General features: G+C 70.9%; 22 protein-coding genes. 7 read left to right on the forward strand and 15 right to left on the reverse strand.

The features are described from left to right. Positions 1 to 452: 452 nt before the first annotated feature. The 4 genes from QFW77_RS02140 to QFW77_RS02155 all read right to left on the reverse strand — a co-directional run bounded on the left by QFW77_RS02140 (position 453) and on the right by QFW77_RS02155 (position 2,671). Entirely contained in the window at positions 453 to 866 is a 414-nt protein-coding gene (locus tag QFW77_RS02140; protein ID WP_280572582.1) for a hypothetical protein, read from the reverse strand. 54 nt (positions 867 to 920) lie between these two features. After that, a complete protein-coding gene (locus QFW77_RS02145) occupies positions 921 to 1,463 on the reverse strand; it encodes a nucleoside/nucleotide kinase family protein (protein WP_280572583.1) in 543 nt (180 codons plus the stop codon). A gap of 57 nt (positions 1,464 to 1,520) precedes the next feature. Next, positions 1,521 to 1,799, reverse strand: coding sequence for a hypothetical protein (locus QFW77_RS02150; protein WP_280572584.1), 279 nt, complete (start codon positions 1,797 to 1,799; stop codon positions 1,521 to 1,523). Between the two features lie 545 nt (positions 1,800 to 2,344). Continuing rightward, positions 2,345 to 2,671, reverse strand: a complete 327-nt coding sequence (locus QFW77_RS02155; RefSeq protein WP_280572585.1) for a DUF2004 domain-containing protein — start codon at positions 2,669 to 2,671, stop codon at positions 2,345 to 2,347. 664 nt (positions 2,672 to 3,335) lie between these two features. Between QFW77_RS02155 and QFW77_RS02160 the strand changes: the two genes are divergently transcribed. Next, positions 3,336 to 4,340 (forward strand): integron integrase, encoded by a 1,005-nt coding sequence (locus QFW77_RS02160; RefSeq protein ID WP_280572727.1) that lies wholly within the window; start codon positions 3,336 to 3,338, stop codon positions 4,338 to 4,340. 6 nt (positions 4,341 to 4,346) lie between these two features. On the opposite strand, the gene mnmG is transcribed toward QFW77_RS02160, so the two are convergent. Both mnmG and QFW77_RS02170 read right to left on the reverse strand, forming a co-directional pair. Continuing rightward, positions 4,347 to 6,233, reverse strand: coding sequence for a tRNA uridine-5-carboxymethylaminomethyl(34) synthesis enzyme MnmG (gene mnmG, locus QFW77_RS02165; RefSeq protein WP_280572587.1), 1,887 nt, complete (start codon positions 6,231 to 6,233; stop codon positions 4,347 to 4,349). Between the two features lie 448 nt (positions 6,234 to 6,681). Then, on the reverse strand, positions 6,682 to 7,320 hold the full coding sequence (locus tag QFW77_RS02170) for a hypothetical protein (protein WP_280572588.1): 639 nt from the start codon (positions 7,318 to 7,320) through the stop codon (positions 6,682 to 6,684). A 120-nt stretch (positions 7,321 to 7,440) separates the two neighbouring features. Between QFW77_RS02170 and QFW77_RS02175 the strand changes: the two genes are divergently transcribed. The 3 genes from QFW77_RS02175 to QFW77_RS02185 are packed head-to-tail and all read left to right on the forward strand — an operon-like array spanning position 7,441 to position 9,493. Further along, positions 7,441 to 8,412, forward strand: a complete 972-nt coding sequence (locus tag QFW77_RS02175; protein ID WP_280572589.1) for a pyridoxal-phosphate dependent enzyme — start codon at positions 7,441 to 7,443, stop codon at positions 8,410 to 8,412. Then, positions 8,394 to 9,041 (forward strand): YdcF family protein, encoded by a 648-nt coding sequence (locus QFW77_RS02180; RefSeq protein ID WP_425603250.1) that lies wholly within the window; start codon positions 8,394 to 8,396, stop codon positions 9,039 to 9,041. The genes QFW77_RS02175 and QFW77_RS02180 overlap by 19 nt, the downstream gene beginning before the upstream one ends. Positions 9,042 to 9,055: 14 nt before the next feature. Then, the gene (locus QFW77_RS02185; RefSeq protein WP_280572590.1) at positions 9,056 to 9,493 is read left to right on the forward strand and encodes a ketosteroid isomerase-related protein; all 438 of its coding nucleotides are present in this window, start codon (positions 9,056 to 9,058) and stop codon (positions 9,491 to 9,493) included. A 205-nt stretch (positions 9,494 to 9,698) separates the two neighbouring features. Here QFW77_RS02185 and QFW77_RS02190 read toward each other — a convergent pair whose 3' ends face one another. The 7 genes from QFW77_RS02190 to bioB all read right to left on the reverse strand — a co-directional run bounded on the left by QFW77_RS02190 (position 9,699) and on the right by bioB (position 15,303). Further along, positions 9,699 to 10,307, reverse strand: a complete 609-nt coding sequence (locus QFW77_RS02190) for a hypothetical protein (protein WP_280572591.1) — start codon at positions 10,305 to 10,307, stop codon at positions 9,699 to 9,701. Positions 10,308 to 10,590: 283 nt separating this feature from the next. After that, the gene (gene bioC, locus QFW77_RS02195) at positions 10,591 to 11,490 is read right to left on the reverse strand and encodes a malonyl-ACP O-methyltransferase BioC (RefSeq protein WP_280572593.1); all 900 of its coding nucleotides are present in this window, start codon (positions 11,488 to 11,490) and stop codon (positions 10,591 to 10,593) included. Then, the gene (gene bioH / locus QFW77_RS02200; RefSeq protein ID WP_280572730.1) at positions 11,487 to 12,272 is read right to left on the reverse strand and encodes a pimeloyl-ACP methyl ester esterase BioH; all 786 of its coding nucleotides are present in this window, start codon (positions 12,270 to 12,272) and stop codon (positions 11,487 to 11,489) included. The genes bioC and bioH overlap by 4 nt, the downstream gene beginning before the upstream one ends. A gap of 5 nt (positions 12,273 to 12,277) precedes the next feature. Continuing rightward, a complete protein-coding gene (locus tag QFW77_RS02205; RefSeq protein WP_280572594.1) occupies positions 12,278 to 12,676 on the reverse strand; it encodes an ACT domain-containing protein in 399 nt (132 codons plus the stop codon). Then, entirely contained in the window at positions 12,673 to 13,884 is a 1,212-nt protein-coding gene (gene bioF / locus QFW77_RS02210; protein ID WP_280572596.1) for an 8-amino-7-oxononanoate synthase, read from the reverse strand. Before bioF ends, QFW77_RS02205 begins: the two co-directional genes overlap by 4 nt. Beyond that, a complete protein-coding gene (locus tag QFW77_RS02215) occupies positions 13,877 to 14,239 on the reverse strand; it encodes a hypothetical protein (protein WP_280572598.1) in 363 nt (120 codons plus the stop codon). The genes bioF and QFW77_RS02215 overlap by 8 nt, the downstream gene beginning before the upstream one ends. After that, a complete protein-coding gene (gene bioB, locus QFW77_RS02220) occupies positions 14,236 to 15,303 on the reverse strand; it encodes a biotin synthase BioB (protein ID WP_280572599.1) in 1,068 nt (355 codons plus the stop codon). The genes QFW77_RS02215 and bioB overlap by 4 nt, the downstream gene beginning before the upstream one ends. A 55-nt stretch (positions 15,304 to 15,358) precedes the next feature. Here bioB and QFW77_RS19010 point away from each other — a divergent pair, with 55 nt between their 5' ends. Beyond that, positions 15,359 to 16,303 carry a ComFC family protein gene (locus QFW77_RS19010; protein ID WP_331487844.1) on the forward strand — a complete coding sequence of 315 codons (945 nt, stop codon included), beginning with the start codon at positions 15,359 to 15,361 and terminating at the stop codon, positions 16,301 to 16,303. Between the two features lie 160 nt (positions 16,304 to 16,463). Here the strand turns inward: QFW77_RS19010 and QFW77_RS02235 are convergent, their stop codons facing one another. Beyond that, positions 16,464 to 17,489 (reverse strand): hypothetical protein, encoded by a 1,026-nt coding sequence (locus tag QFW77_RS02235; RefSeq protein ID WP_280572600.1) that lies wholly within the window; start codon positions 17,487 to 17,489, stop codon positions 16,464 to 16,466. Continuing rightward, positions 17,473 to 19,158, reverse strand: a complete 1,686-nt coding sequence (ggt, locus tag QFW77_RS02240; RefSeq protein ID WP_425603253.1) for a gamma-glutamyltransferase — start codon at positions 19,156 to 19,158, stop codon at positions 17,473 to 17,475. The genes QFW77_RS02235 and ggt overlap by 17 nt, the downstream gene beginning before the upstream one ends. A gap of 171 nt (positions 19,159 to 19,329) precedes the next feature. Between ggt and QFW77_RS02245 the strand changes: the two genes are divergently transcribed. Both QFW77_RS02245 and QFW77_RS02250 read left to right on the forward strand, forming a co-directional pair. After that, positions 19,330 to 20,259 (forward strand): Tle-like phospholipase domain-containing protein, encoded by a 930-nt coding sequence (locus QFW77_RS02245; RefSeq protein WP_280572602.1) that lies wholly within the window; start codon positions 19,330 to 19,332, stop codon positions 20,257 to 20,259. Between the two features lie 42 nt (positions 20,260 to 20,301). After that, positions 20,302 to 21,033, forward strand: a complete 732-nt coding sequence (locus QFW77_RS02250) for an ankyrin repeat domain-containing protein (protein WP_280572603.1) — start codon at positions 20,302 to 20,304, stop codon at positions 21,031 to 21,033. Positions 21,034 to 21,065 lie beyond the last annotated feature (32 nt).

The following is a 21,065-nucleotide window of genomic DNA, read 5'->3' on the forward strand; positions in this document are numbered from 1 at the left end:
CTAACACCTGAGTTAAGCCGACCCGCGAAGCGGGTTCGGCTTGAATGAATCGTTAGGCCCCAAACCGGGCTACTACTGACTTGCAGGCTGGTAAGGCGATTGGCTCGGCCCAAATTGTTGCAGATTGTATCTCTGGCTCAAGCCCGGCGAGCGCGTCACGGGTCCAAAGGCCACGTGCCTGACCAATGGGCAAGGCGTCTGTCTCGGACTGAATCAGACTGAAGGCGCCGAAATCCGGATCGTTGTCTGGAACCTCAACGGCTGAACTCAGTTGGTCGAGCAGGTGACATCCATCCAGTAAAGGCATGGAGCCGGCAAGGATTGCGGCTGCAATCTCCGCCGCCCTCGCGCGACAGGAAGCGACGTACTCCTGATGGCTCATGCGATCGCTCATTGGGGCCTAACGCTTGAATTAAGCCGAGCCGCGAAGCGGCTTCGGCTTGAATGAATTGTTAGCCGCCATGCCGCAATATTTGCTTCATTCGATACCGCAATCCGATTAGCAGAGCAACCAAGACGGTCCATACACAGATTGCTGTTGGATGCAAGAAAGTGAAAAGGAGGTCCAGCGCGACTACGAAGTTTAAGGCCCCCACCACAAAGACCATCATGCCAAGACTATAAAGGTGCCCACCAATATCACGGCCGAGAACCATACAAACTTGGGCGCCACCTGACGAGACATTTGGGTTGCTCGTGCAGGGAAGGTTTTCGGCCAGGGCGAAGGCAATAATTTGGCCAACGATAGGCAATGCAATCAGAATGGTCAGCAGGAGAATAGCAGCTAGCGGCGCCCCAACTAGGACTGTTGGGCCTGTCAATGCTCGGACTTGAAAAATTAGCTTATCGACGGAACTTCCCATCATGGCTAACGCCTGAGTTAAGCCGAGCCGCGAAGCGGCTTCGGCTTGAATGAATTGTTAGCTGCCGCCATAGGAGTTATCAAACACGATGTCTGCCGACTCATACGGGCGGAAAGCCTCATGATAGCTAATCAACTCACGAGCCAGTATCGGCTCATTGTCTTTGATGCCAATTAGGCGGCACAGCTCGTTCTCTGCGGCCATCATGTCGGCCGCGGAGAACGACTCAAAGAACTCGGGGGAGCACAGCGAGCCGTCGATATTGCAGCGCCGAACATAAACATTGTGAGTAGCGGAGAAGCCAATGGCTTGAAGTACGAGTCTCAGCATGACGCCCTCAACAAGGACTGGCCGCTGAGCGTGCTCCAAGGCGCTCTTTAGGGCCGCAAGGTCCAAGATCTGCGGATAGAAAAGCTTGCCGTTACGTACAAAGCTGTCGCAGCCGATGATGGGCCATCCGAGCTTTGAGCAGAGTTGGTGGGCTGCCCATGACTTGCCAGAAGCTGTAAGACCGTCGATGCCAACAATGCCGGCATGATCGAGGCCGCCGATCAGTGACGTGAGCTCGCTTTCACTCCGAACTGTAAGGACGCTATCCAAGGCAGCTAACGCCTGAATTAAGCCGAGCCGCGAAGCGGCTTCGGCTTGAATGAATTGTTAGGCCTCATTGGTGACGACCCGTCGGAAATGCTGCAGATACGCGCTGCCAAGCTGAGGCTCCAGCCGGGTCAGACCGTCCAGAGCTTGGGGAACATCGAATGGCTGCCCCGAAAGTGCTGACAGTGCTTGGTTGTGGAACGCATACGCCAGTTGGGCGGCGGCCGCGGCAGCGCTTTGGTCTTGAGGATCCAGGTAGCTGGAAAGCAACATGCGAAGCTCAAAGACCGCGGCGGCCAGCAGGCGCTTCTCTAGATCAACGTCATGGTGCTCGGTCATGAGGCCTAACGCCTGAATTAAGCCGACCCGCGAAGCGGGTTCGGCTTGAATGAATTGTTAGCTGCTTGCCGGGTTCTTAAGCAAGTACTGGCTTTCATACTCATCTGTCCAGATAGCCAACTTATTAGGAGCATAGATGCATACAGTGCCTACGAGCCAAGCGCACCCGGAGTATGAGCTAGTTGCCTCGGCGAATGAGAACGTACGACCATCAATCTCGCGATCAGCCGAAATGACAAGTACTTGCCCGCCGGCACCCTGAGATCTCAACAGCGAAGGTAGGGAGGCGTAGTCGTCTGAGGCTCGCCTGGGAAGTGGCCTGACTTCCTTTGCTGCAAAGTCAAAGTGGTGATACAGACGGCGAAGGTGTTTATAACGTCCTTTAGGGGAACTAAGCATGGCGAGCCAACGATGACGCAACTCCGGCTTGACGAAGGCGAGGACGAACTCATTTTCCGCTACGACAGAATCCATAGGCAGCTAACGCCTGAGTTAAGCCGCGCCGCGAAGCGGCGTCGGCTTGAATGAATTGTTAGACAGACAGCTCAGCTTTCCATCTCTATGCTAAGAATTTCGCCATCGTCAGCGAAATGAACGCTGAGCACATAGTTTGTAATCTCTCCGGGAAGAGTGAAATCAAAGTGCTCCATATCGTCGTCTCCCCAGGTCGAGCCAAGTTCAAGGAGCTCGAGAACTGACAATGGGTCTGGCTTCTTTGATCCGAGCTTCTCCAACCAGTAGCTTTCTTCGATCTCTTCTAGATGGTGCTTGACGTAGAGAGTTGCGCCAAATTCGTCTTCTTCCGTCCCATACGCCTTCTTAATCGCGTCAAGCGCCAATTTTGTTCTTTTCTCAATCTCTGAATCCGCCATGATCTCTCCTTGTCTGTCTAACGCCTGAATTAAGCCGCGCCGCGAAGCGGCGTCGGCTTGAATGAATTGTTAGGGCCCATCCGATTCCCCTTGATTCAGTGTGCCCAGAGCACCAAACCCGTGATTCCGACGGAATATCCCACGAGCCGTCACCAACTCGCCGCTAGTCGACGCTTGTCTGAGGCTACTCACGCTCGCCTCTGACGGGGATATCTGAACCGCGATGGCAGAGTCCATGAAATCACGAGACTCTGAACTTTGATAGAGCCAGAACGTACGAGCGGACGATGGCTCTCTTTCCAGTCCCACGAACCCCTGTACGATCAGTTGCTTCCCTTCATACGCTTTGACATTAGCTGCGATACTGACAATGGACGTCCAGCACGCATCCTCAACGATATCTCCCTGCTCTTTGCAGCGCATATCCGGCGTTGCGGAGCAGCCAGAGACGCTGAGAGCAGCTGCCATGGTCACGGTGAAACGATGGCTTGGCATGGGCCCTAACACTTAGTAGACCCCGGATCGGGGTGGTAGCGCCGAGTATTCAGGGACGGCCCTGAGGCGTCAATCGGACTTATCCTACGTGGGATCAGTGGCTTGGGCGATGGTCCAGGTCTCGGTCGGGCTTGAGCATGCTGGCGTGTGTCCCATGGAATGGGGTGATATGTCTTATCAGGGACGGAATGCGGTGGTATCGGGAGAGCGCGCGAGGAGCCGGCCGCGGTTGTTCGAGGAGGTTCGCGGCAGGTTGCGAGCAAAGCACTACAGTCTGCGCACCGAGCGGGCTTACCTTGGCTGGATCCGGCGATTCATTCTCGCCAACGGCAAGCGTCATCCGAGGGAGCTCGGCGGGCCGGAGATTGAGACCTTCCTTACCCAGCTCGCCGTCCGCGGAAAGGTCGCCGCCAGCACCCAGAACCAGGCGCTTTCGGCGCTGCTGTTCCTGTACCGGGAGGTGTTGCGGGTCGAGCTGCCGTGGATGGAGAACGTGGTGCGCGCCAGACGCCCGGTGCGGGTGCCGACGGTGCTGTCGGAAGAAGAGGTGAAACGGCTGCTTGCCTCGCTCGAAGGGCGGGCCTCGTTGCTGGCCAGCCTGCTGTACGGCACCGGCATGCGGCTGATGGAGGGCCTGCGCCTGCGGGTCAAGGACCTCGATTTCGCGCGCAACGAGATCACCGTGCGCGACGGCAAGGGCGGGAAGGACCGGAGGACAGTACTTCCCGCGTCGCTGGCAGGTCCGCTGCAGCAGGAAGTGGAACGGGCGAGGACCTGGCACCAGCAAGACCTGCGCGCCGGCTTCGGCGAGGCGTGGCTGCCGCATGCATTGGCGCGCAAGTATCCCGCCGCGTCGCGCGAGTTCGGTTGGCAATACGTCTTTCCCGCCCGGCGCCGCAGCCTCGACCCGCGTGACGGTCGAGAGCGCCGCCACCACATCGATGACGCGATGCTGTCGCGTGCGATCAAGCGTGCCTGCGGCAACGCCGGGATCGTCAAGCCGGTCTCCGCCCACACGCTGCGGCACTCGTTCGCCACCCATCTGCTCGAGGCCGGCTACGACATCCGCACAGTGCAGGAACTGCTTGGCCACAAGGACGTGGCGACCACCCAGATCTACACCCACGTGTTGAACCGCGGCGGCCGGGCGGTCCTCAGCCCGCTCGACCGCTGAGACCGGCTACGCCACCCGGCTGCGCCGCGCGCGCTCCAGGTGGACCAGCAGCAGCGACACCGCCGCCGGGGTCATTCCGGGAATCCGCTGGGCCTGGCCGACGGTCTGTGGGCGCACCCGCTCGAGCTTCTGCCGTACCTCGGCGGACAGCCCGCGCACCGCGGCGTAGTCGAACGCGTCCGGGATGGCGGTGCCCTCGTGGCGCTGCTGCCGTTCGATCTCGGCGCGCTGGCGCTCCAGGTAACCGGAGTACTTCGCTTCGATCTCCAACTGCTCGGCCACCGCAGGGTCCGCCACCGCCGGGCCGAACGCCGGCAGTGCGGTGAGCCGCGCGTAATCGAGCTCGGGCCGGCGCAGCAGGTCGAGCGCGCTGCTCTCGCGGCGCAGCTCGAGGCCCAGCGCCGCCTCCGCCTCGCGCCCGGCGGCGTTGCCGGGCGAAGCCCACAGCGCGCGCAGCCGCGCGGTCTCGCACTCCAGCGCTTCGCGCTTGGCGTCGAAGCGCGCCCAGCGCGCCTCGTCCACCAGCCCCAGCTCGCGGCCGATGCCGGTCAGGCGCAGGTCGGCGTTGTCCTCGCGCAGCTGCAGCCGGTATTCGGCGCGGCTGGTGAACATGCGGTAGGGCTCGGTGGTGCCGTGGGTGACCAGGTCGTCGATCAGCACGCCGATGTAGGCCTGGTCGCGGCGCGGGCACCACGGCGCCCGCCCGTGCACGGCGCGCGCGGCGTTCAGCCCGGCCACCAGGCCCTGCGCCGCGGCCTCCTCGTAGCCGGTGGTGCCGTTGATCTGGCCGGCGAAGTACAGCCCGGCGACCGCCTTGGTCTCCAGCGAATTCTTCAGCCCGCGCGGGTCGAAATAGTCGTACTCGATCGCGTAGCCGGGGCGGGTGATGTGGGCGTTGCCGAAGCCGGCGATCGAGCGCACCAGCGCCAGCTGCACGTCGAACGGCAGCGAGGTGGAGATGCCGTTGGGATAGATCTCGGCCACGCCGAGCCCCTCGGGTTCCACGAAGATCTGGTGGCTGGCCTTGTCGGCGAAGCGCACCACCTTGTCCTCGATCGACGGGCAGTAGCGCGGGCCGGTGCCTTCGATCTGCCCCGAATACATCGGCGAGCGGTGCAGCGCGCCGCGGATGATCTCGTGGGTGCGTTCGGTGGTGTGGGCGATCCAGCAGCTCACCTGGCGCGGGTGGTCCGCGGCGCTGCCCATGAACGAGAACACCGGGCGCGGGTCGTCGCCGCGCTGTTCTTCCATCGCCGCGTAGTCGAGGGTGCGGCCGTCGATGCGCGGCGGCGTGCCGGTCTTGAGCCGGTCCACCACGAACGGCCCTTCGCGCAGCCTGGCCGCCAGGGTCGCGGCCGGCGGGTCGCCGGCGCGGCCGGCGTCGTACTGGGTCTGGCCGACGTGGATGCGTCCGGCCAGGAACGTGCCCGCGGTCAGCACCACGCTCGGCGCGTCGAAACGCAGGCCGGTCTGGGTGATCACGCCGCGCACGCAGCCTGCCTCGATGACGATGTCGTCGACCGCGGCCTGGAACAGGGTGAGCCCGGGCTGCGATTCCACCGCGCGGCGGATCGCGGCGCGGTACAGGTTGCGGTCGGCCTGGCAGCGCGTCGCCCGCACCGCCGGGCCCTTGGAGGCGTTGAGCCGCCGCCACTGGATGCCGGCGGCATCCGCGGCGCGCGCCATCGCCCCGCCCAGGGCGTCGATCTCGCGCACCAGATGGCCCTTGCCGATGCCGCCGATGGCCGGGTTGCAGCTCATCGCACCGACCGTCTCGATGCTGTGGGTGAGCAGCAGGGTGCGGGCACCCGCGCGCGCCGACGCCAGCGCGGCCTCGGTGCCGGCATGGCCGCCGCCGATGACGATGACCTCATAGCGATGGAAGTCGGTCATGAGTGTTGCCGCCACTGACATGGGAGCCGGCCCGGCAGCGGATGGCCGGGTCGGACGGGAGAAGGATTATCGCGCGACGCCGGCGGATGCGGGCGGGTTGGCACGCTTCCTGCGAACCTCCCACCTGCACCCGGGAAGGCAAGCGCCAAGGGGGGCGCGGCCGGAGATTGGAACAGGGCTGGCCGAGCGCGACCTGGGGAAGCGATGGGGCCGGATGTCGGGGGACATCCGGCCCCGTTTTTTTTGCCTGTCGCCCGGCCTGGGCCGCGCGCTCATGCGGGATCTGGGCGCCGACGCCCGGCGGGAGCGGAACAGGGGGGATCCGGAAGTCCCCCGCCGGGAGTCGACAGAGAGAGAACAAACCGGCCGTCCGGGTCGGAATTCGACGCTTGCGGTCAGTCGACCGTTAGCTTGCTTCTAGTCGGGGCGCAGCGCAAGCGTTTTGGCGCTATTCGATGTGACGCAGTTCGCTATCTAGCGATCGTGACCGTGCCGGCGCCGGGCGCCGGACGGGTGACGCCCTGCGCTCCACCTGCGGCGCGGATTGACGCACAGCGGCAGGTGCGGGCCGGGTCGGCTGCATCCGCTGCGGCACCGGGCGCTGCGGCCGGGCGTTGGCCCGCCACGGCACCGAGGCCCGCTGCGGTCCTCCCTGTGCCTGCGGCACCGTCCTGGCGTCGACGCGCTGCGGGCGCTCCCGGTTCTCGATCATCCGCATGCGGCCGAGGTCGCGCCACGGCGGCGGGCGCTCCTCGCGGTCGGGGTGCTCGTGGTCGGGGCGCGGGTGCACCACGATCGGCGGCCGGTGGTAGTAGTACGGCGGGTAGTACCCGTAGCCGGGATGGCGGTACCCGTGGCTGTAGCGGGAATACCCGTAGTAGGGATAACCGTAGCCGTAACCGGCGCTCCCGCGCCAGCCGCCGGGATAGCCATAGCCCACGCTGCCGTAGGGCGCGCCGTAGCCGTGGTAGGTGGAAGCGGAGCGGCCGTAGTAGTAGTCGCCGGTGCCGCCGCGGTAGCCGTAGCTGGCGCAACCGCCCAGCAGGGCGAAGGCGACGGCGGCGATGGCGAGATTGCGGAGCCTCATGGGCCGCCCCTGTCCTGTGTGTCGGGCCAGCATCGTCCCGGCCCATTGAATCCGTGCTTAACCCTCCTGGTACCGCGGTTGCGATAGCTGAATGCCGCGTCCTTCGCTACGCTTGCGGCGATGTCCCCGCCCCTCGCCTTCGCACCGCCCACGTTCGCCGACGTGCTGGCCGCAGCCGCGCGCATCGCCCCGCATGCCCATGCCACCCCGGTGCTGCGGGCGCGCTCGCTCGATGCGCAGGCCGGCTGCAGCCTGTGGTTCAAGGCCGAACACCTGCAGCGCGCGGGCGCGTTCAAGTTCCGCGGCGCCTGCAACGCGGTCTGGTCGCTGACCCCGGAACAGGCGGCGCACGGGGTGGTCACCCACTCCTCCGGCAACCATGGCGCGGCGCTGGCGCTGGCCGCCCGCACCCGCGGCATCGCCTGCCACGTGGTGGTGCCGGCGAACGCGGTCGCCCCGAAGCTGGCGGCGATCGCGGCCTACGGCGCGGTGCTGCACCGCTGCGAGCCCGATCTGGCTGCACGCGAGGCCGCCTGCGAGGCGGTCCGCGAGGGCACCGGTGCGACCCTGGTGCATCCCTACGCCGACGCCCGGGTGATCGCCGGGCAGGCGACCGCGGCCCTGGAACTGCTCGGCACCGCCCCCGGCCTGGATGCGGTGGTGGTCCCGGTCGGCGGTGGCGGCCTGGGGGCCGGCACCGCGATCGCGCTGGGCGGGGCCTCGCCCGGAACCAGGCTGTATCTGGCAGAACCGGCCGGCGCCGCCGACACCGCGGCGTCGCTGGCGCGTGGCGCACGGGTCACCGACCTGGTGCCGGACACCGTGTGCGACGGCCTGCGCGCGACCCTCGGCGCGCCCAACTTCGCGATTCTGCAGGCGGCGGGGGCGGAGGCGGTGACCGTCGACGACGGCGCCACCCTGGCCGCGATGCGCCTGTTCTGGCAGCGCAGCAAGCAGCTGGTGGAGCCCTCCTCGGCGGTGGCGCTGGCGGCGGTGCTGCAGCATCGCAGCCGCTTCGAAGGGCTGCGCGTGGGGGTCGTGCTCAGCGGCGGCAACGCCGACCTGGAGGCGCTGTGCGGCGCCGCTCGCTGAGCGGACGCGGCCGGCGGCGCCGCGCCGGCCCGCTGCGCTGGCTGCTGCGCCTGTGCACGCTGGCGGCGCTGTGGCTGGCCGGGGTCGCCACCTTCATCGTCTGGTCCGGCGAACGCGACCAGGCCGCGCCCGCCGATGCCATCATCGTGCTCGGTGCGGCCGCCTACGACGCGCGCCCTTCGCCGGTGTTCGAGCAGCGCATCCTCCACGGCATCCACCTGTACGAACGCGGGCTTGCCGGCACCGTGATCTTCACCGGCGGCTACGGCGGCAGCGGCGCGCGCTTCGCCGAGTCGCAGGTCGCGCGCGACTACGCCAAGCGCAAGGGGGTGCCGGAGCGGGCGATCCTGATCGAAACCGTCTCCCGCACCACCCGGCAGAACCTCGCCGAGGCCGCGGCGCTGATGCGCGAGCACGGCCTGCAGCGGGCGATCCTGGTCAGCGATCCGCTGCACATGGCGCGGTCGCTGCGGCTGGCGCGCGCCGAGGGCATCGAAGCGCTGGGCTCGGCCACGCCGACCAGCCGCTTCCGCAGCCTGGAATCGCGCTGGGAATTCCTGCTGCGCGAGGTGTACTTCTTCCACCGCGACCACTGGGCCGCCCTGGTCGGCAAGCCCGCGGCGCACTGACCCGGAGCCCGCCCATGAGGATCGACGGCACCCGCCGCCACGACCGCGCCACCGAGCTGGTGCTGCAGTACTACGCCGCGTTCGATCGCGGCGACTGGGACGGCATGCTCGCGGTGCTGGCGGACGACGTCGTCCACGATCTCAACCAGGGCGTACGCGAAACCGGGCGCGAGGCCTTCGCCGCCTTCCTGCAGCGCATGCAGCGGCACTACCGCGAGCGGCTGTACGACATCGTGGTCATGGCCACCGCCGACGGCAGCCGCGCGGCGGCCGAGTACCGGGTCGAGGGCGAGTATCTGTTGACCGACGCGGGCTTGCCGGAAGCCCGCGGCCAGCGCTACCGGCTGCCCGGCGGCGCCTTCTTCGGGATCCGCGACGAACGCATCGCGCGGGTCAGCAACTACTACAACCTCGAGGACTGGATCGCCCAGGTCTCCGGCCCGCGGCCCTGACACCGCACCCGCGGCCCATGGCCGCGGAGGCCGCCGGGCGGGTGGCGCTGATCCAAGCGGCGGTGATTCCGGGCTGCGGCTCCCGCGCCGGCTTTCGCGTGCACGGCACGCTCCTACGAAAAGCCGCCGGCGCGTCCCCCGTAGGAGCGGCCCATGGCCGCGAAGGCCGCGGGGGCTCCGGTCACCGTGGCGATGAGCCGGTCGGCTACAGCTCGCTGCCGTACCGGGTCAGGCCTTCCAGCAGCAGGAAGCGGGTCGCGGCCGCGCGCTGCTCGAGGGTGAAATCCTGCAGCACGTCGACCAGCTGGCGGAACGAACGACAGCGGGCGGCCTGGCTGCCCGGATCGCTCCCGGTGGCCGCCATCCCGGCCACGAAGCCGTCGTGCAGCAGCATCGCGGTCACCCCGGCCTGCTTGAGCACCTGCTCGGCGGCCGCCGGATCGTAGGGCTGGGGCCGGCCCTGGCTGCCGTTGACCGCGATCGCGGCCACCGCGCCGACGAAGCGCTCCTGGCTGGCCGGCCCCAGCGCGCTGGCGGCGCGCTGCATGCCGAGCAGGCTGCGGTCGGCCTCGGGATCGAACAGCGCGCACAGGGTCCGCGCCTCGGCTTCCGACTCGGAGGCCGCGCGCACCGCCTGGTAGAGCGCATCGATGTCGCGGTCCGGCGCGCGCATCATCACGTCCTCGGCGCTGGCCAGCACCATCGCCGGATCGATCCCGGACAGGTCGATGCCCTCGCGCTGCTGCGCGACCAGCAGCGGTGCGCAGGCGGCGAGCAGGAATGCGGCGAGAAGCGTGGGCGGGCGTGAACGCATGGCGTCGGTCCGGATCGGGAGGCAGCGGTTGGCGGCGATCCGGCGAGTCTAGGGCGAAGTCGCTGAATCCATCGCCACGCGCACACGCGCGCCAACGTCCACGCCCCGGTGCAGCTCGCGCCACCGTGGCGCGCCACCCCATTCGTAGGTCGAGTTCGTCCGGGTTGGTGGTGATCCCCGGCGTTTGCGGCCACGCCGGCTTTCGCGTGCAGGGCACGTTCCTACGGGAGGACGAGCAGATCCCGGCGGATGTCCCGTCCCCGCGGCGGTGCGCCCGACAGGATCAACGCCGCTTGCGCAGCGGGATCCGGTCGGCGGGAAAGCTGGCGATCTCGGTGCCACGCTCGCGGATCGGCGCGCCCGGCGCCGGCGCCCAGGCCATCGCGGTGATCACTTCCCAGGTCGCCGGCAGCCGCCCGTCGGCGTCGCGCAACGGCTCGTAGGCCGCGGCGGCGCGGGCGAACCGTGCGCGCCCGGTCAGGCTGCGGCGGCGCCCGGCGAGCGCGTTGGTCGCGCCGAGCGCGCGCAGTTCGCGCATCAGCGCGGCGAGGTCGGGGTAGCCGCGCCGCATCGGTTCGCGCTCGAGCACCGGATCGCGGAACCCCGCCTGCATCAGCGCGTCGCCGAACTGGGCGATGGTGGCGAACGGGCTGACGTGCGGCGCCCGGTCGGCCTCCGCGAAGGCCGCGCGCAGTTCGTGCAAGGTGTCGTGGCCAAAACTCGAGCACAGCAGCAACCCGCCCGGGCGCAGCACCCGGCGGAATCCCGCCAGCGCCGCCGGCAGGTCCTCCACCCACTGCAGGCACAGGTTGGAGAACAGCACGTCGACGCTGGCATCGGCCAGCGGCAGCGCCGCGGCATCGGCGCAGATCGGCAGCACCGCGCGCCGCCCGCCGAGGGCGCGCAGCCAGCCGCGCCGCGGCTGCGCCTGGCGCAGCATCGGCAGCGCGAGGTCCAGCGCCAGCACCCGCGCCTTCGGCCAGCGCGCCTGCATCGCCGCGGCGGCGCGCCCGGGGCCGCTGCCCAGGTCGACCACGGTGGCGGGCACGCTGTCGTCCAGGTACATCAGCGACTCGAGCAGCCACGCCTCGACCTCGCGCTGCAGGTCGGCGGCACCCGCATAGCTGTGCGCGGCGCGGCCGAAGGCGCGGCGGATCTGGCGGGCGTCGAACATCGGGGTCATGGGGAGGGTTCACCCAGCGCGGCAGCGAAGCGGCGCAGCGCATCGGCGACCTCGTCGGCATGGGTGAGGAACGGCGCGTGCCCGGCATGTTCGACTTGCTCGAAGCGGGCCCGCGGCGCGCGCGCAGCGGCCTCGCGCATGGCCCGGGGATCGACCACGCGGTCGCGGCGGCCCGCCAGCCACAGGCTGGGCACCTGCAGCGCCGGCAGCGCCGCGCGCAGGTCCGCGGCCTGCAGCAGCGCCAGGCCGTCGGCCATCACCCCGGCCGCCGGCGCGCCGCGCGCGAACACGGCGTCGCGCAGGGTGCGCACTTCCTCCCTGGCATGGTCCGAACCGAACGCCTCCAGGGCGATGAAACGCTCCAGGGTGCCGCGCCAGTCGCGGCGCAGGCCGTCGGCGAAATCGGCGAAGATCTCCGCCGACATGCCGTGGCGCCAGTCGCCGCCGGCGGCATCGCGCACGAAGCACGGGCTGGCGCAGAGCATCGCCAGCCCGTGCACCGCGGCCGGTCGCGACAGTGCGGCGTGCAGCGCCACCAGCCCGCCCAGCGACCAGCCCAGCCACAGCGCCGGCGGCAGTCGCGGGGCGAGTGCGGCCACCACCGCCTCGAGCGCCAGCGGCACCGCCGATGCGGCGCTGTGGCCGTGGCCGGGCAGGTCCACCACGTGCAGGGTGAACTCGCCCGCCAGCCGCTCGACCAGCGGCGCGAACACGCCGCCGTGCATCGCCCAGCCGTGCAGCAGCACCACCGCGGGCCCCCGGCCGCTGACCTCGACGTGCAGCCCGCTCACCGGGCCCGCTCCACCGCCAGCGCTGTCAGCGCCGCCAGCGCATCGTCGCGCCTTGCCGCCGGCACCAGCAGGTGGTCGTGATAGAAGCCGGCCAGCACGTTGCAGGCGATACCGTGCACGGCGAGCGTCTCGGCCACCGCTGCGGTAAGGCCCACCGAATCCAATGCCGAATGCACCTCGAGCGTCAGCCAGGCGGCCACGAAAGCGTAGGCGAGCCCCAGGGCGTCGGCGTGCTCGCGCCGCAGCACGCAGCACAGTCCTTCCTCCTCGCGCACGCTGGCTTCGCACGCGCCGGCCAGGGCCGGATCGACGCCGGTCGCGAACACGTACTCGCCCGGGCGCGCGTGCACGCGCAGGCCGGCGAGCATCGCCGCCAGGTCGGTGGAGCCGCTCATGCGCCGGGGGTGGCGGCCGGCTCGGCCGGCGCGATCCGCTCGTGGGCGCGCGCCAGCGCCTCGACCAGCGCGTCGACCTGCGTGTCCTCGTGCAGCGCCGAAAGGGTGACGCGCAGCCGCGCCTGGCCCTCGGGCACGCTCGGCGGGCGGATCGCCGCGACCCAGTAGCCTTCTTCCTCCAGCTGCCTGGACATCGCCAGCGCGCGGGCGTCGCCGCCGCAGTGCAGCGGCTGGATCGCGGTGTCCGAGGGCAGCAGCGCGAGGCCGCGCCGGCGCGCCGCACCGCGGAACCGCCGCACCAGCCCGGCCAGCTTCTCGCGGCGCCAGTGCTCGCGCCGCGCCAGCTGCACCGCCGCCAGCGAGGCCGCGGCCAGCGCCGGCGGCAGCGCAGTGGTGTAGACGTAGGGGCGCGCGGTATCGGCCAGGTGCTCGACCAGGTCGGCCGCCCCGACCACCGCGGCGCCGTAGCCGCCCAGCGCCTTGCCCAGGGTGAGCAACCGCAGCGGCACCGCGTCCAGGTCCAGCCGCGCCTCCGCCACGCTGCCGCGGCCATCGGGACCGGCCATGCCGATGGCGTGGGCCTCGTCGACGTACATCAGCGCGCGCTGGGCGCGCGCGGCCAGCGCCAGTTCGCGCAGCGGTGCGATGTCGCCGTCCATGCTGAAGACACCATCGGTGACGAGCATCGCCGCGCCGCCCGGCACGCTGCGCAGCTGGCGCAGCGCGCCCTCGGCATCGGCGTGCGGATAGCGCCGCAGCCGGCAGCCGGACAGGCGCGCGCCGTCGATCAGGCTGGCGTGGTTGAGGCGGTCCTGCACGCAGGCGTCGCCCTCGCCCAGCAGCGCCTGCATCACCGCCAGGTTGGCCAGGAAGCCGCTGCCGAACAGCAGCGCGCGCGGCGCCTGCAGCCAGTCGGCGAGTTCGCGCTCGAGCGCGTCGTGGGCGGCATGGTGGCCGCAGACCAGGTGCGAGGCGACGCCGCCGGCGCCGTCGCGCGCGGCGGTGTCCATCAGCGCGTTGACCACCTGGAACTGCTGCGACAGGCCGAGGTAGTCGTTGCCGCAGAAGTTCAGCAGCCAGCGGCCGTCGACCTCGCAGCGGGCGCCGTCGCGGCGGGTGACGGTGCGCCGCGCGCGCGCGCGCGAACGCGCCGTGCGCTCGGCCCGCTGCGCGGCGATGCGCTCGCGAGGGTCGGCGCGGTCAACCACCCTGCTGGGCCCACGCCGCAAGCGCGCCCAGGGCGATCCCCGGCAGCAGCGCCAGCCCGCCAAGCGCCACGCCCAGGCGCGCCGCCGGCGGCAGGCCCTGCTCGCGCAGTTGCACGGCGTCGGCGACCGACTTGCGCGCCTGCACCAGCACCGCGACGAACAGCGCGGCCATGAACCCCAGCCCTGCGCCGCTGCCACGGTAGAACAGCACCACGCCCAGGCCGATCACCGCGATCGCCACCAGCTGCAGCACCGCCACCACCACCCGGCGGCCGCCGCGCAGCCCGGCCGCGAAGTTGCCCAGGCCGATCAGCGCCAGCAGCGCCAGGTATGCCCAGGCGTACCAGGGCATCATGCGGCGCGGCTCCGCGTCGGGCATTCGGCGATCTCGGCGTGCACGGTGCCGGCACGGTCGTGCCCGGCCGTGTCCACCCCCACCGGCATCGGCCGCAGCCCCAGGCGCGCGAACAGCGCCAGGTCGCGTTCGGTGTCCGGGTTGCCGGTGGTCAGCAGCTTCTCGCCGTAGAAGATCGAGTTGGCGCCCGCCAGGAAGCACAGCGCCTGCAGCTCGTCGCTCATTTCCTCGCGCCCCGCCGACAGCCGCACCATCGATCTGGGCATCAGGATGCGCGCCACCGCGATGGTGCGCACGAACTCGAACGGATCCAGCTCGGCGACGGCGTCCCGTTCCGCCAGCGGCGTGCCCTCGACCTGCACCAGGCGGTTCACCGGCACCGAGTCGGGATGCGCCGGCAGCGTCGCCAGCATCCACAACAGGCCGGCGCGCTGGCGCCGGGTCTCGCCCATGCCGACGATGCCGCCGCAGCAGGTCTTCATGCCGGCATCGCGCACGTGCGCCAGCGTGTCCAGGCGGTCCTGCATCCCGCGGGTGTGGATGATCGCGCCGTAGTACTCGGGGTCGGTGTCGATGTTGTGGTTGTAGTAGTCCAGGCCGGCCTCCTTCAGCGCCGCCGCCTGGCGGCCGCTGAGCATGCCCAGGGTGGCGCAGGTCTCCAGCCCCAGCGCCTTCACCTCGCGGATCATCGCCGCGACCTTGGGAATGTCGCGGTCCTTCGGCGAACGCCAGGCCGCGCCCATGCAGAAGCGCGAGGCGCCCGCGGCCTTGGCCTGGCGCGCCTTCTCCAGCACCGCCTCGGTGCTCATCAGCTTGCTGGCCTCCACCCCGGTCTGGTAGCGCTGCGCCTGCGGGCAGTAGGCGCAGTCCTCGGGACAGCCGCCGGTCTTCACCGACAGCAGGGTGCTCACCTGCACCTCGGCCGGGTCGAAGTGCCGCCGGTGCACCGCCGCCGCGCGGTGCAGCAGCTCGGGGAACGACAGCGCGAACAGGGCCTCGACCTCGGCGCGGCTCCAGTCGTGGCGCGGCGCGGCGGCGGGGTCGGCGGGGATGACAGCGGGCATGGGAGGTTTCCGACAGACGCGATGGAGCGGATGCGGCAGTCTGGAAAGCATGCCGATGGCTGTCAACCTGAACAAGGGCCGCCAGGTTGACGGCTGGCTGGCGCGGCTGGGCAGCGCGCTGTGCCCGCCGCGCTGCCCGCTGTGCCGCGAACCCGGCCGCGAGCGCGACGGGCTATGCCCGGCCTGCGCCGCCGGCCTTCCCTGGAACCGGCACGCCTGCGTCCGCTGCGCGGTGCCGCTGCCGCAGCCCGGACCGGCCGAGGCCGGGACGGCCGACCCGGTCGGAGGCGGCCGCGATCCGGCCGATCCCCTGCAGCCCCCTGCCGTGCCGGTCTCGGCCGGCCCGGCCGGCGGCGCCTCCCAGCCCCTCGCTTCGCCGCTGCCGCGGCCCGGCCCAATCCGTGCCGGTCCGGAGGACGGCCTGCGCCCGGTCCGCCCACTGAACCTGCGACGGCCCGCCCCGGTCAGGCCTGGTCCGCTCTGCGGTGCCTGCCTGGCGCGGCCGCCCCCACTGGCCGAGGCCCATGCCGCCTTCGTCTACGGGTTTCCGCTCGACCGGCTGCTGCCGCGCTTCAAGTTCCACCAGGACCTGGCCGCGGGCCGCCTGCTGGCCGGCTGGATGGCGGACGCCCTGGCGGCCGCCCCGCGCCCCGATGCGCTGCTGGCCCTGCCGCTCCACCGCGCGCGTCTGCGCAGCCGCGGCTACGACCAGGCGCTGGAACTGGCGCGGCCGCTGGCGCGCGCTTTCGCCCTGCCGCTGCTGCACGGGGCGCTGCGCCGCCAGCGCGCCACCGCGCCGCAGTCGCGGCTGGATGCGGCGGCGCGCCGCCGCAACCTGCGCGGCGCCTTCGTGGTCCCGCCGGGCGCGCCGCTGCCCGCGCACGTCGCCCTGGTCGACGACGTCATGACCACCGGCGCCACCCTGCATGCCGCCGCCAACGCTCTGCGCCGCGCCGGCGTCGCCCGGGTCGACGCCTGGGTCTGCGCCCGGGTGCCGTGACCGCGCCAACGCGCGCATCGACGTTTCGTAGGAGCGTGCCATGCACGCGAAGGCCGGCGCCGGCACCAATCCCCGGAATCACCGTCCACCCAGGCGGAGCCGCCCACGGCCTTCGCGGCGATGGGCCACTCCTACGCGGCTTGAGTCCGGCCGCCGCCGATCAGCCGCCGCGCGGCGGCTCCCAGCCCGCCGGCGGCTGCAGCGGGATCCCGGCTTCGGTGAGCAACCGCTCGACCAGCGCCGGCTCATCGACGATCGCCGGGTCGTCCAGCAGCCGGGCGAGGTCGTCCAGGCCGCCGGCGGCCGCGGCTGCGCTCAGCCGGCCCCATTCGACCATCTGCCAATCGAAGCGGCGCCGGGCCGCGCGTGCCGCGCGCTGCGCTTCGGCGTCGCCGGCCACGGTCTCGGCCAAGCCCAGTCCCACCAACCGCAGCAGCATCGTGTCCGCACCCACCATCAGGGCGGCTGCGCTGCGGCAGTCCGCGGCATGGCCGGACGCAGAGTCCGCCGCGAACGCTTCGCGGCAGGTCTGCAGCAGCGGTTGCAGCGCGGGCACCGCCACTGCCGCCAACAGGCTCATCCCCTGCAATGCCGCAAGGCCCTCCAGGGTCGAGGGCGAATCCGCGCGGCCGACCAGCAGCGCCGCCTGCTCCGGCGTTGGCGGATGCCTGCCCAGTGCGTCGACGGTCGCGCGCAGCTGCCCGTAGAGGTGGCTGTCGACGCGGGTCGCACTGCGCGCCGCCTCCAGCACCTCGTCCACGCTGGCATCGTGGTCCGCCAGCCAGGGCGCGAGATTGCCCGGTTCCAGTTGGCGCCAGCGGTCGAGGGCGCGCTCGCGCACCGCCTCGTCGGCGGTCGCGCCGGCCAGGACCAGGGTGAGCGCCACGACATCGGTGCCGGCGCGGGCGAACGCCGTCTCGCGCCAGGCTTCGGCCTGCGGGTCCGCCCCCGCGGGGTCGCCGTCGGCCGGCTCCCGGACGACCTGCCGCAGCAGCGCGGCCAGGGCCAGGTCCCGCGGCCCGCCATCGGCGGCCAGCCGCCCGGGCAGTCCCTGCACCCAGGCGCGGTGAGCGGCACCGGCCGCCTCGTCCTGGGCGGGCATAGGACCGGCCATGGCCAGCAGCAGGACCGCGGCCAGCCACCTTGTCGCCGCGTTGCGCGGGCGTCGCTCAGTAACCGGCTGCATGGCCGTCCTTGCGCGATTCGCTGGCGCCGATCCAGCCACCGTGGGGATTGGCCATGATCGCCTGGTAGCCGCCGTAGGGGCCGTGGGCGAAACGCACGCTGTGGCCCTTGCCCATCAGCGCGCGCACGGTCGCGTAGGAGAAGCCGCTTTCCAGGTCGACCTCGCCGCCGTCGCTCATCGCCACGGCCTGTCCGGCCGGGTCGGTGCTGCCGTCGTGCTGGATGCGCGGCGCATCGCCGGCCTCCTGCAGGTTCATGCCGAAGTCGATCAGGTTGAGCAGGATCTGCACGTGGCCCTGCGGCTGCATCGCCCCGCCCATCACCCCGTAGGACAGCCAAGGCTCGCCGTCCTTGGTCACGAACGCCGGGATGATGGTATGGAACGGGCGTTTGCCCGGCGCATAGCCGTTGGGATGGTCCTCGCGCAGCACGAACTGCTCGCCACGGTCCTGGAGGATGAAGCCCAGCCCCGGCGGCGCCATGCCGCTGCCCATGCCGCGGTAGTTGGACTGGATCAGCGAAACCATCATGCCGTCGGCATCGGCGGTGGTGAGATAGATGGTGTCCCCCTCGTCGAGCTGGCGCGGGGTGCCCGGCTGCGCCTCGCGCAGGGCGCGGTCCATCGAGATCAGCTTGCCGCGCTCGGCGGCGTACTCCTTGGAGATCAGCCGCGCCACCGGTGCCGGGTGGAAGTCCGGGTCGGCGTACCAGCGCGCGCGGTCGGCGAAGGCGAGCTTCTTGGCCTCGACGAACAGGTGCACGTGCTCCGGGCTGCCGAAGCCGTAGCCGGCCAGGTCGTGGGGTTCGAGCAGGTTGAGGATCTGCAGCGCGGCGATCCCCTGCCCGTTCGGCGGCAGCTCCCAGACGTCGTAGCCGCGATAATTGGTCGACACCGGTTCCACCCACTCGCCCCGGTGCGCGGCGAGGTCCTCATAGGACAGGAACCCGTCGTTGGCCTTGAAATAGGCGTCGATGGTGCGGGCGATGTCGCCCTTGTAGAAGGCATCGCGGCCGCCTTCGGCGATCGCCGACAGGGTGTTGGCGAGGTTGGGGTTGCGCCAGGTCTCGCCGGTGCGCGGCGCGCGGCCGTCGATGGTGAACTGCTCGGCGAAACCGGGCCATTTCGACAGCAGCGGCACGCTGCGGTTCCAGTAGTGGGCGATGGTCTCGTGCACGGGGTGGCCCTCGCGTGCGTAGCGGATCGCCGGCGCCAGGTTGTCGGCCATCGGCCGCCGGCCGAAGCGCTCGTGCAGGGCGAACCAGGCGTCGACCGTGCCCGGCACGGTCACCGGCAGCGGGCCGTGCGGCGGCACGTCCTCGAGACCGCGGCGCCGGAACTCGGCCAGGGTGAGCGAGCGCGGCGAGCGCCCGGAGCCGTTGTAGCCGTGCAGCCTGCGCGTGGCCGGATCCCAGACGATCGCGAACAGATCGCCACCGATGCCGTTGCCGGTCGGCTCCATCAGCCCCAGCGCGGCGTTGGCGGCGATCGCCGCGTCCATCGCCGAACCGCCGCCGCGCATCACCTCCAGCGCGATCTGGGTGGCCAGAGGATGCGAGGTGGCCGCCATGGCGTGCGGGGCGTAGACCTCGCTGCGGGTGGCGAACGGCTGGCCGGTGATGCGGTCGGCGGCCGACAGCGGCAGGGCGGCGGTGCAGCACAGCGCCAGCACGACGGCGGCGCGAAGGAGCAGGCGGGACGGCAGCGGGTTCACGGGGTTCTCGCGGGATGGAGACGGCCTACACGATACCGCGCCGGCCGCACGGCGCCTCGGGTCGCCCCTAGCTGGCCGCACGGGCGCTGCGGCGCTAGGGTCGGCGGTATCCGCATGGAGGGGCGTGGCATGAGCCTGAACATCGAGTCCTCGACGGTCGCCCAGCAGGCGCTGCGCGCCGGCCCGGCCGAGACCGGCGGCCCGCTGCAGCAGCCGCTGCCGCAGGTGCCGACCGGCAGCTATCGCCTCGAGCCCAGCTACCATCCGCAGCTGGCGGCGCTGTTCCCGCAGCAGCCCGCCAACGCCTCCTTCGATGCCCAGGTCCGCGGCCAGGCGCCGCAGGCGATCGACCTGCAGATGATGGAGCTGTCCGCCGCGGTCTACGACCCTTCGGTGCAGTCGGTCGGCGACTGGACGCGGCTGGACGACGCCCAGCTGCTGGCGGCGGGCATCGACCCGGCCTCGCTGGAGAACCCCGAGACCGGCTTCCGCGCCGGCATCTACACCGATGGCGACGGCAACCACGTGCTGGCGTTCGCCGGCTCCAACGAGTTCCAGGACTGGACCGGCGCCAACCTCCGCCAGGGCCTGGGCTGGCAGGCCGAGCAGTACGACGAGGCCGTGCAGCTGGCACAGCTGGCCGACGCCGCGTTCGGCGACAGCCTCGCCATCACCGGCCACTCGCTGGGCGGCGGGCTCGCCGCCACCGCCTCGCTGGCCACCGGCAACGCCGCGGTGACCTTCAACGCCTCCGGCGTGCACGACGACACCATGCGCGACCTGGGCCTCGACCCCGACGCCGCCAAGGCGGACGCCGAGGCCGGCCAGATCCGCCGCTACAACGTCGAGGGCGAGGCCCTGACCAAGGCGCAGGAGGACATCTGGGTGGTCAACGGCATTCCCGATGCGCCCGGCCATGAGATCGTGCTGGACGATCCGGATCCGCTGACCGGCTGGAGCCGTTTCAACCCGATCGCGATCGTGCAGCACGCCGGCGAGCTGCATTCGCAGGATGCGGTGCTGGACGCCCTGCGCGGGCAGCGCCCCTGGGAGAGCTGACCCCCACGGCGCGCTCCGGCCGGGGTGTGTGAGAATCGGCCGATGCGCGCCGCATTGCTGACGATCCTGCTGATGCTGTCCGGCGCCGCCTGCAGCGGAGACGCCATGGACGCCAAGCACGCCTTTCCCGAAGACCCGGCCGCCGCGGCGCTGGCCGAGGCCGCCGCCGCCGGCGATGCCGCGCGCGTCGGCGAGCTGGTGCGGCAGGGCGCCGACCCCGACGCGAAGGGCGAGAGCGGGCTCAACCTGCTGCAGCTGGCGATGCTGGCGCAGAGCAAGACCGGCCTGCGCGCCCTGCTCGAGGCCGGCGCCGACCCCAACCGCCCGGGCCTGGGCGGCAGCACCGCGGTGCATGGCGCCGCCATTGCCGACGACCCCGAGTACCTGGAGATCGTGCTCGCCCACGGGGGCGATCCCGATGCCCGCCACGGCGAGACCCGGGCCACGCCGCTGGCCGGCGCCACCGGGCCGAGGACCGAGGCGCAGTTCCGGCGCCTGCTGGAGGCGGGCGCCGACCCCGATGCCGCCGACCGCACCGGCAACACCCCGCTGCACCGCGCGGCGATGCTCAACGCCGGCAGCCAGGTGCTGGCCCTGCTCGAGGCGGGCGCCGACCCCGGCGCCAAGAACGCCCAGGACGCCACCTTCCAGGCGTATTTCTTCAAGACCCCGGGCGACCGCCTGACCGCCGAGGCGCGCGCCGGCCGCGATGCGGTGGTGGCGTGGCTGCGCGCACACGAAGTCCCCCTGGAGGCAGGCGCCGCCGCGCCGTAGGCGCGCCATGCGCGTGAAGGCCGGCGCGGCCC

Source organism: Luteimonas endophytica, assembly GCF_029887875.1.
Lineage (GTDB): Bacteria > Pseudomonadota > Gammaproteobacteria > Xanthomonadales > Xanthomonadaceae > Luteimonas > Luteimonas endophytica.

Excerpts from the sequence above, each read along its gene's own strand:
- QFW77_RS02250 (WP_280572603.1), top strand. The coding sequence starts at position 20,302 with ATGCGCGCCGCATTGCTGACGATCCTGCTGATGCTGTCCGGCGCCGCC.
- QFW77_RS02160 (WP_280572727.1), top strand. The coding sequence starts at position 3,336 with ATGTCTTATCAGGGACGGAATGCGGTGGTATCGGGAGAGCGCGCGAGG.
- QFW77_RS02245 (WP_280572602.1), top strand. The coding sequence starts at position 19,330 with ATGAGCCTGAACATCGAGTCCTCGACGGTCGCCCAGCAGGCGCTGCGC.
- QFW77_RS02150 (WP_280572584.1), bottom strand. The coding sequence starts at position 1,799 with ATGACCGAGCACCATGACGTTGATCTAGAGAAGCGCCTGCTGGCCGCC.
- QFW77_RS02155 (WP_280572585.1), bottom strand. The coding sequence starts at position 2,671 with ATGGCGGATTCAGAGATTGAGAAAAGAACAAAATTGGCGCTTGACGCG.
- QFW77_RS02190 (WP_280572591.1), bottom strand. The coding sequence starts at position 10,307 with ATGCGTTCACGCCCGCCCACGCTTCTCGCCGCATTCCTGCTCGCCGCC.
- QFW77_RS02140 (WP_280572582.1), bottom strand. The coding sequence starts at position 866 with ATGATGGGAAGTTCCGTCGATAAGCTAATTTTTCAAGTCCGAGCATTG.
- QFW77_RS19010 (WP_331487844.1), top strand. The coding sequence starts at position 15,359 with ATGGCTGTCAACCTGAACAAGGGCCGCCAGGTTGACGGCTGGCTGGCG.
- QFW77_RS02205 (WP_280572594.1), bottom strand. The coding sequence starts at position 12,676 with ATGAGCGGCTCCACCGACCTGGCGGCGATGCTCGCCGGCCTGCGCGTG.
- QFW77_RS02215 (WP_280572598.1), bottom strand. The coding sequence starts at position 14,239 with ATGATGCCCTGGTACGCCTGGGCATACCTGGCGCTGCTGGCGCTGATC.
- QFW77_RS02170 (WP_280572588.1), bottom strand. The coding sequence starts at position 7,320 with ATGAGGCTCCGCAATCTCGCCATCGCCGCCGTCGCCTTCGCCCTGCTG.
- bioC (WP_280572593.1), bottom strand. The coding sequence starts at position 11,490 with ATGACCCCGATGTTCGACGCCCGCCAGATCCGCCGCGCCTTCGGCCGC.
- QFW77_RS02235 (WP_280572600.1), bottom strand. The coding sequence starts at position 17,489 with ATGCAGCCGGTTACTGAGCGACGCCCGCGCAACGCGGCGACAAGGTGG.
- QFW77_RS02185 (WP_280572590.1), top strand. The coding sequence starts at position 9,056 with ATGAGGATCGACGGCACCCGCCGCCACGACCGCGCCACCGAGCTGGTG.
- QFW77_RS02175 (WP_280572589.1), top strand. The coding sequence starts at position 7,441 with ATGTCCCCGCCCCTCGCCTTCGCACCGCCCACGTTCGCCGACGTGCTG.
- mnmG (WP_280572587.1), bottom strand. The coding sequence starts at position 6,233 with ATGACCGACTTCCATCGCTATGAGGTCATCGTCATCGGCGGCGGCCAT.
- bioB (WP_280572599.1), bottom strand. The coding sequence starts at position 15,303 with ATGCCCGCTGTCATCCCCGCCGACCCCGCCGCCGCGCCGCGCCACGAC.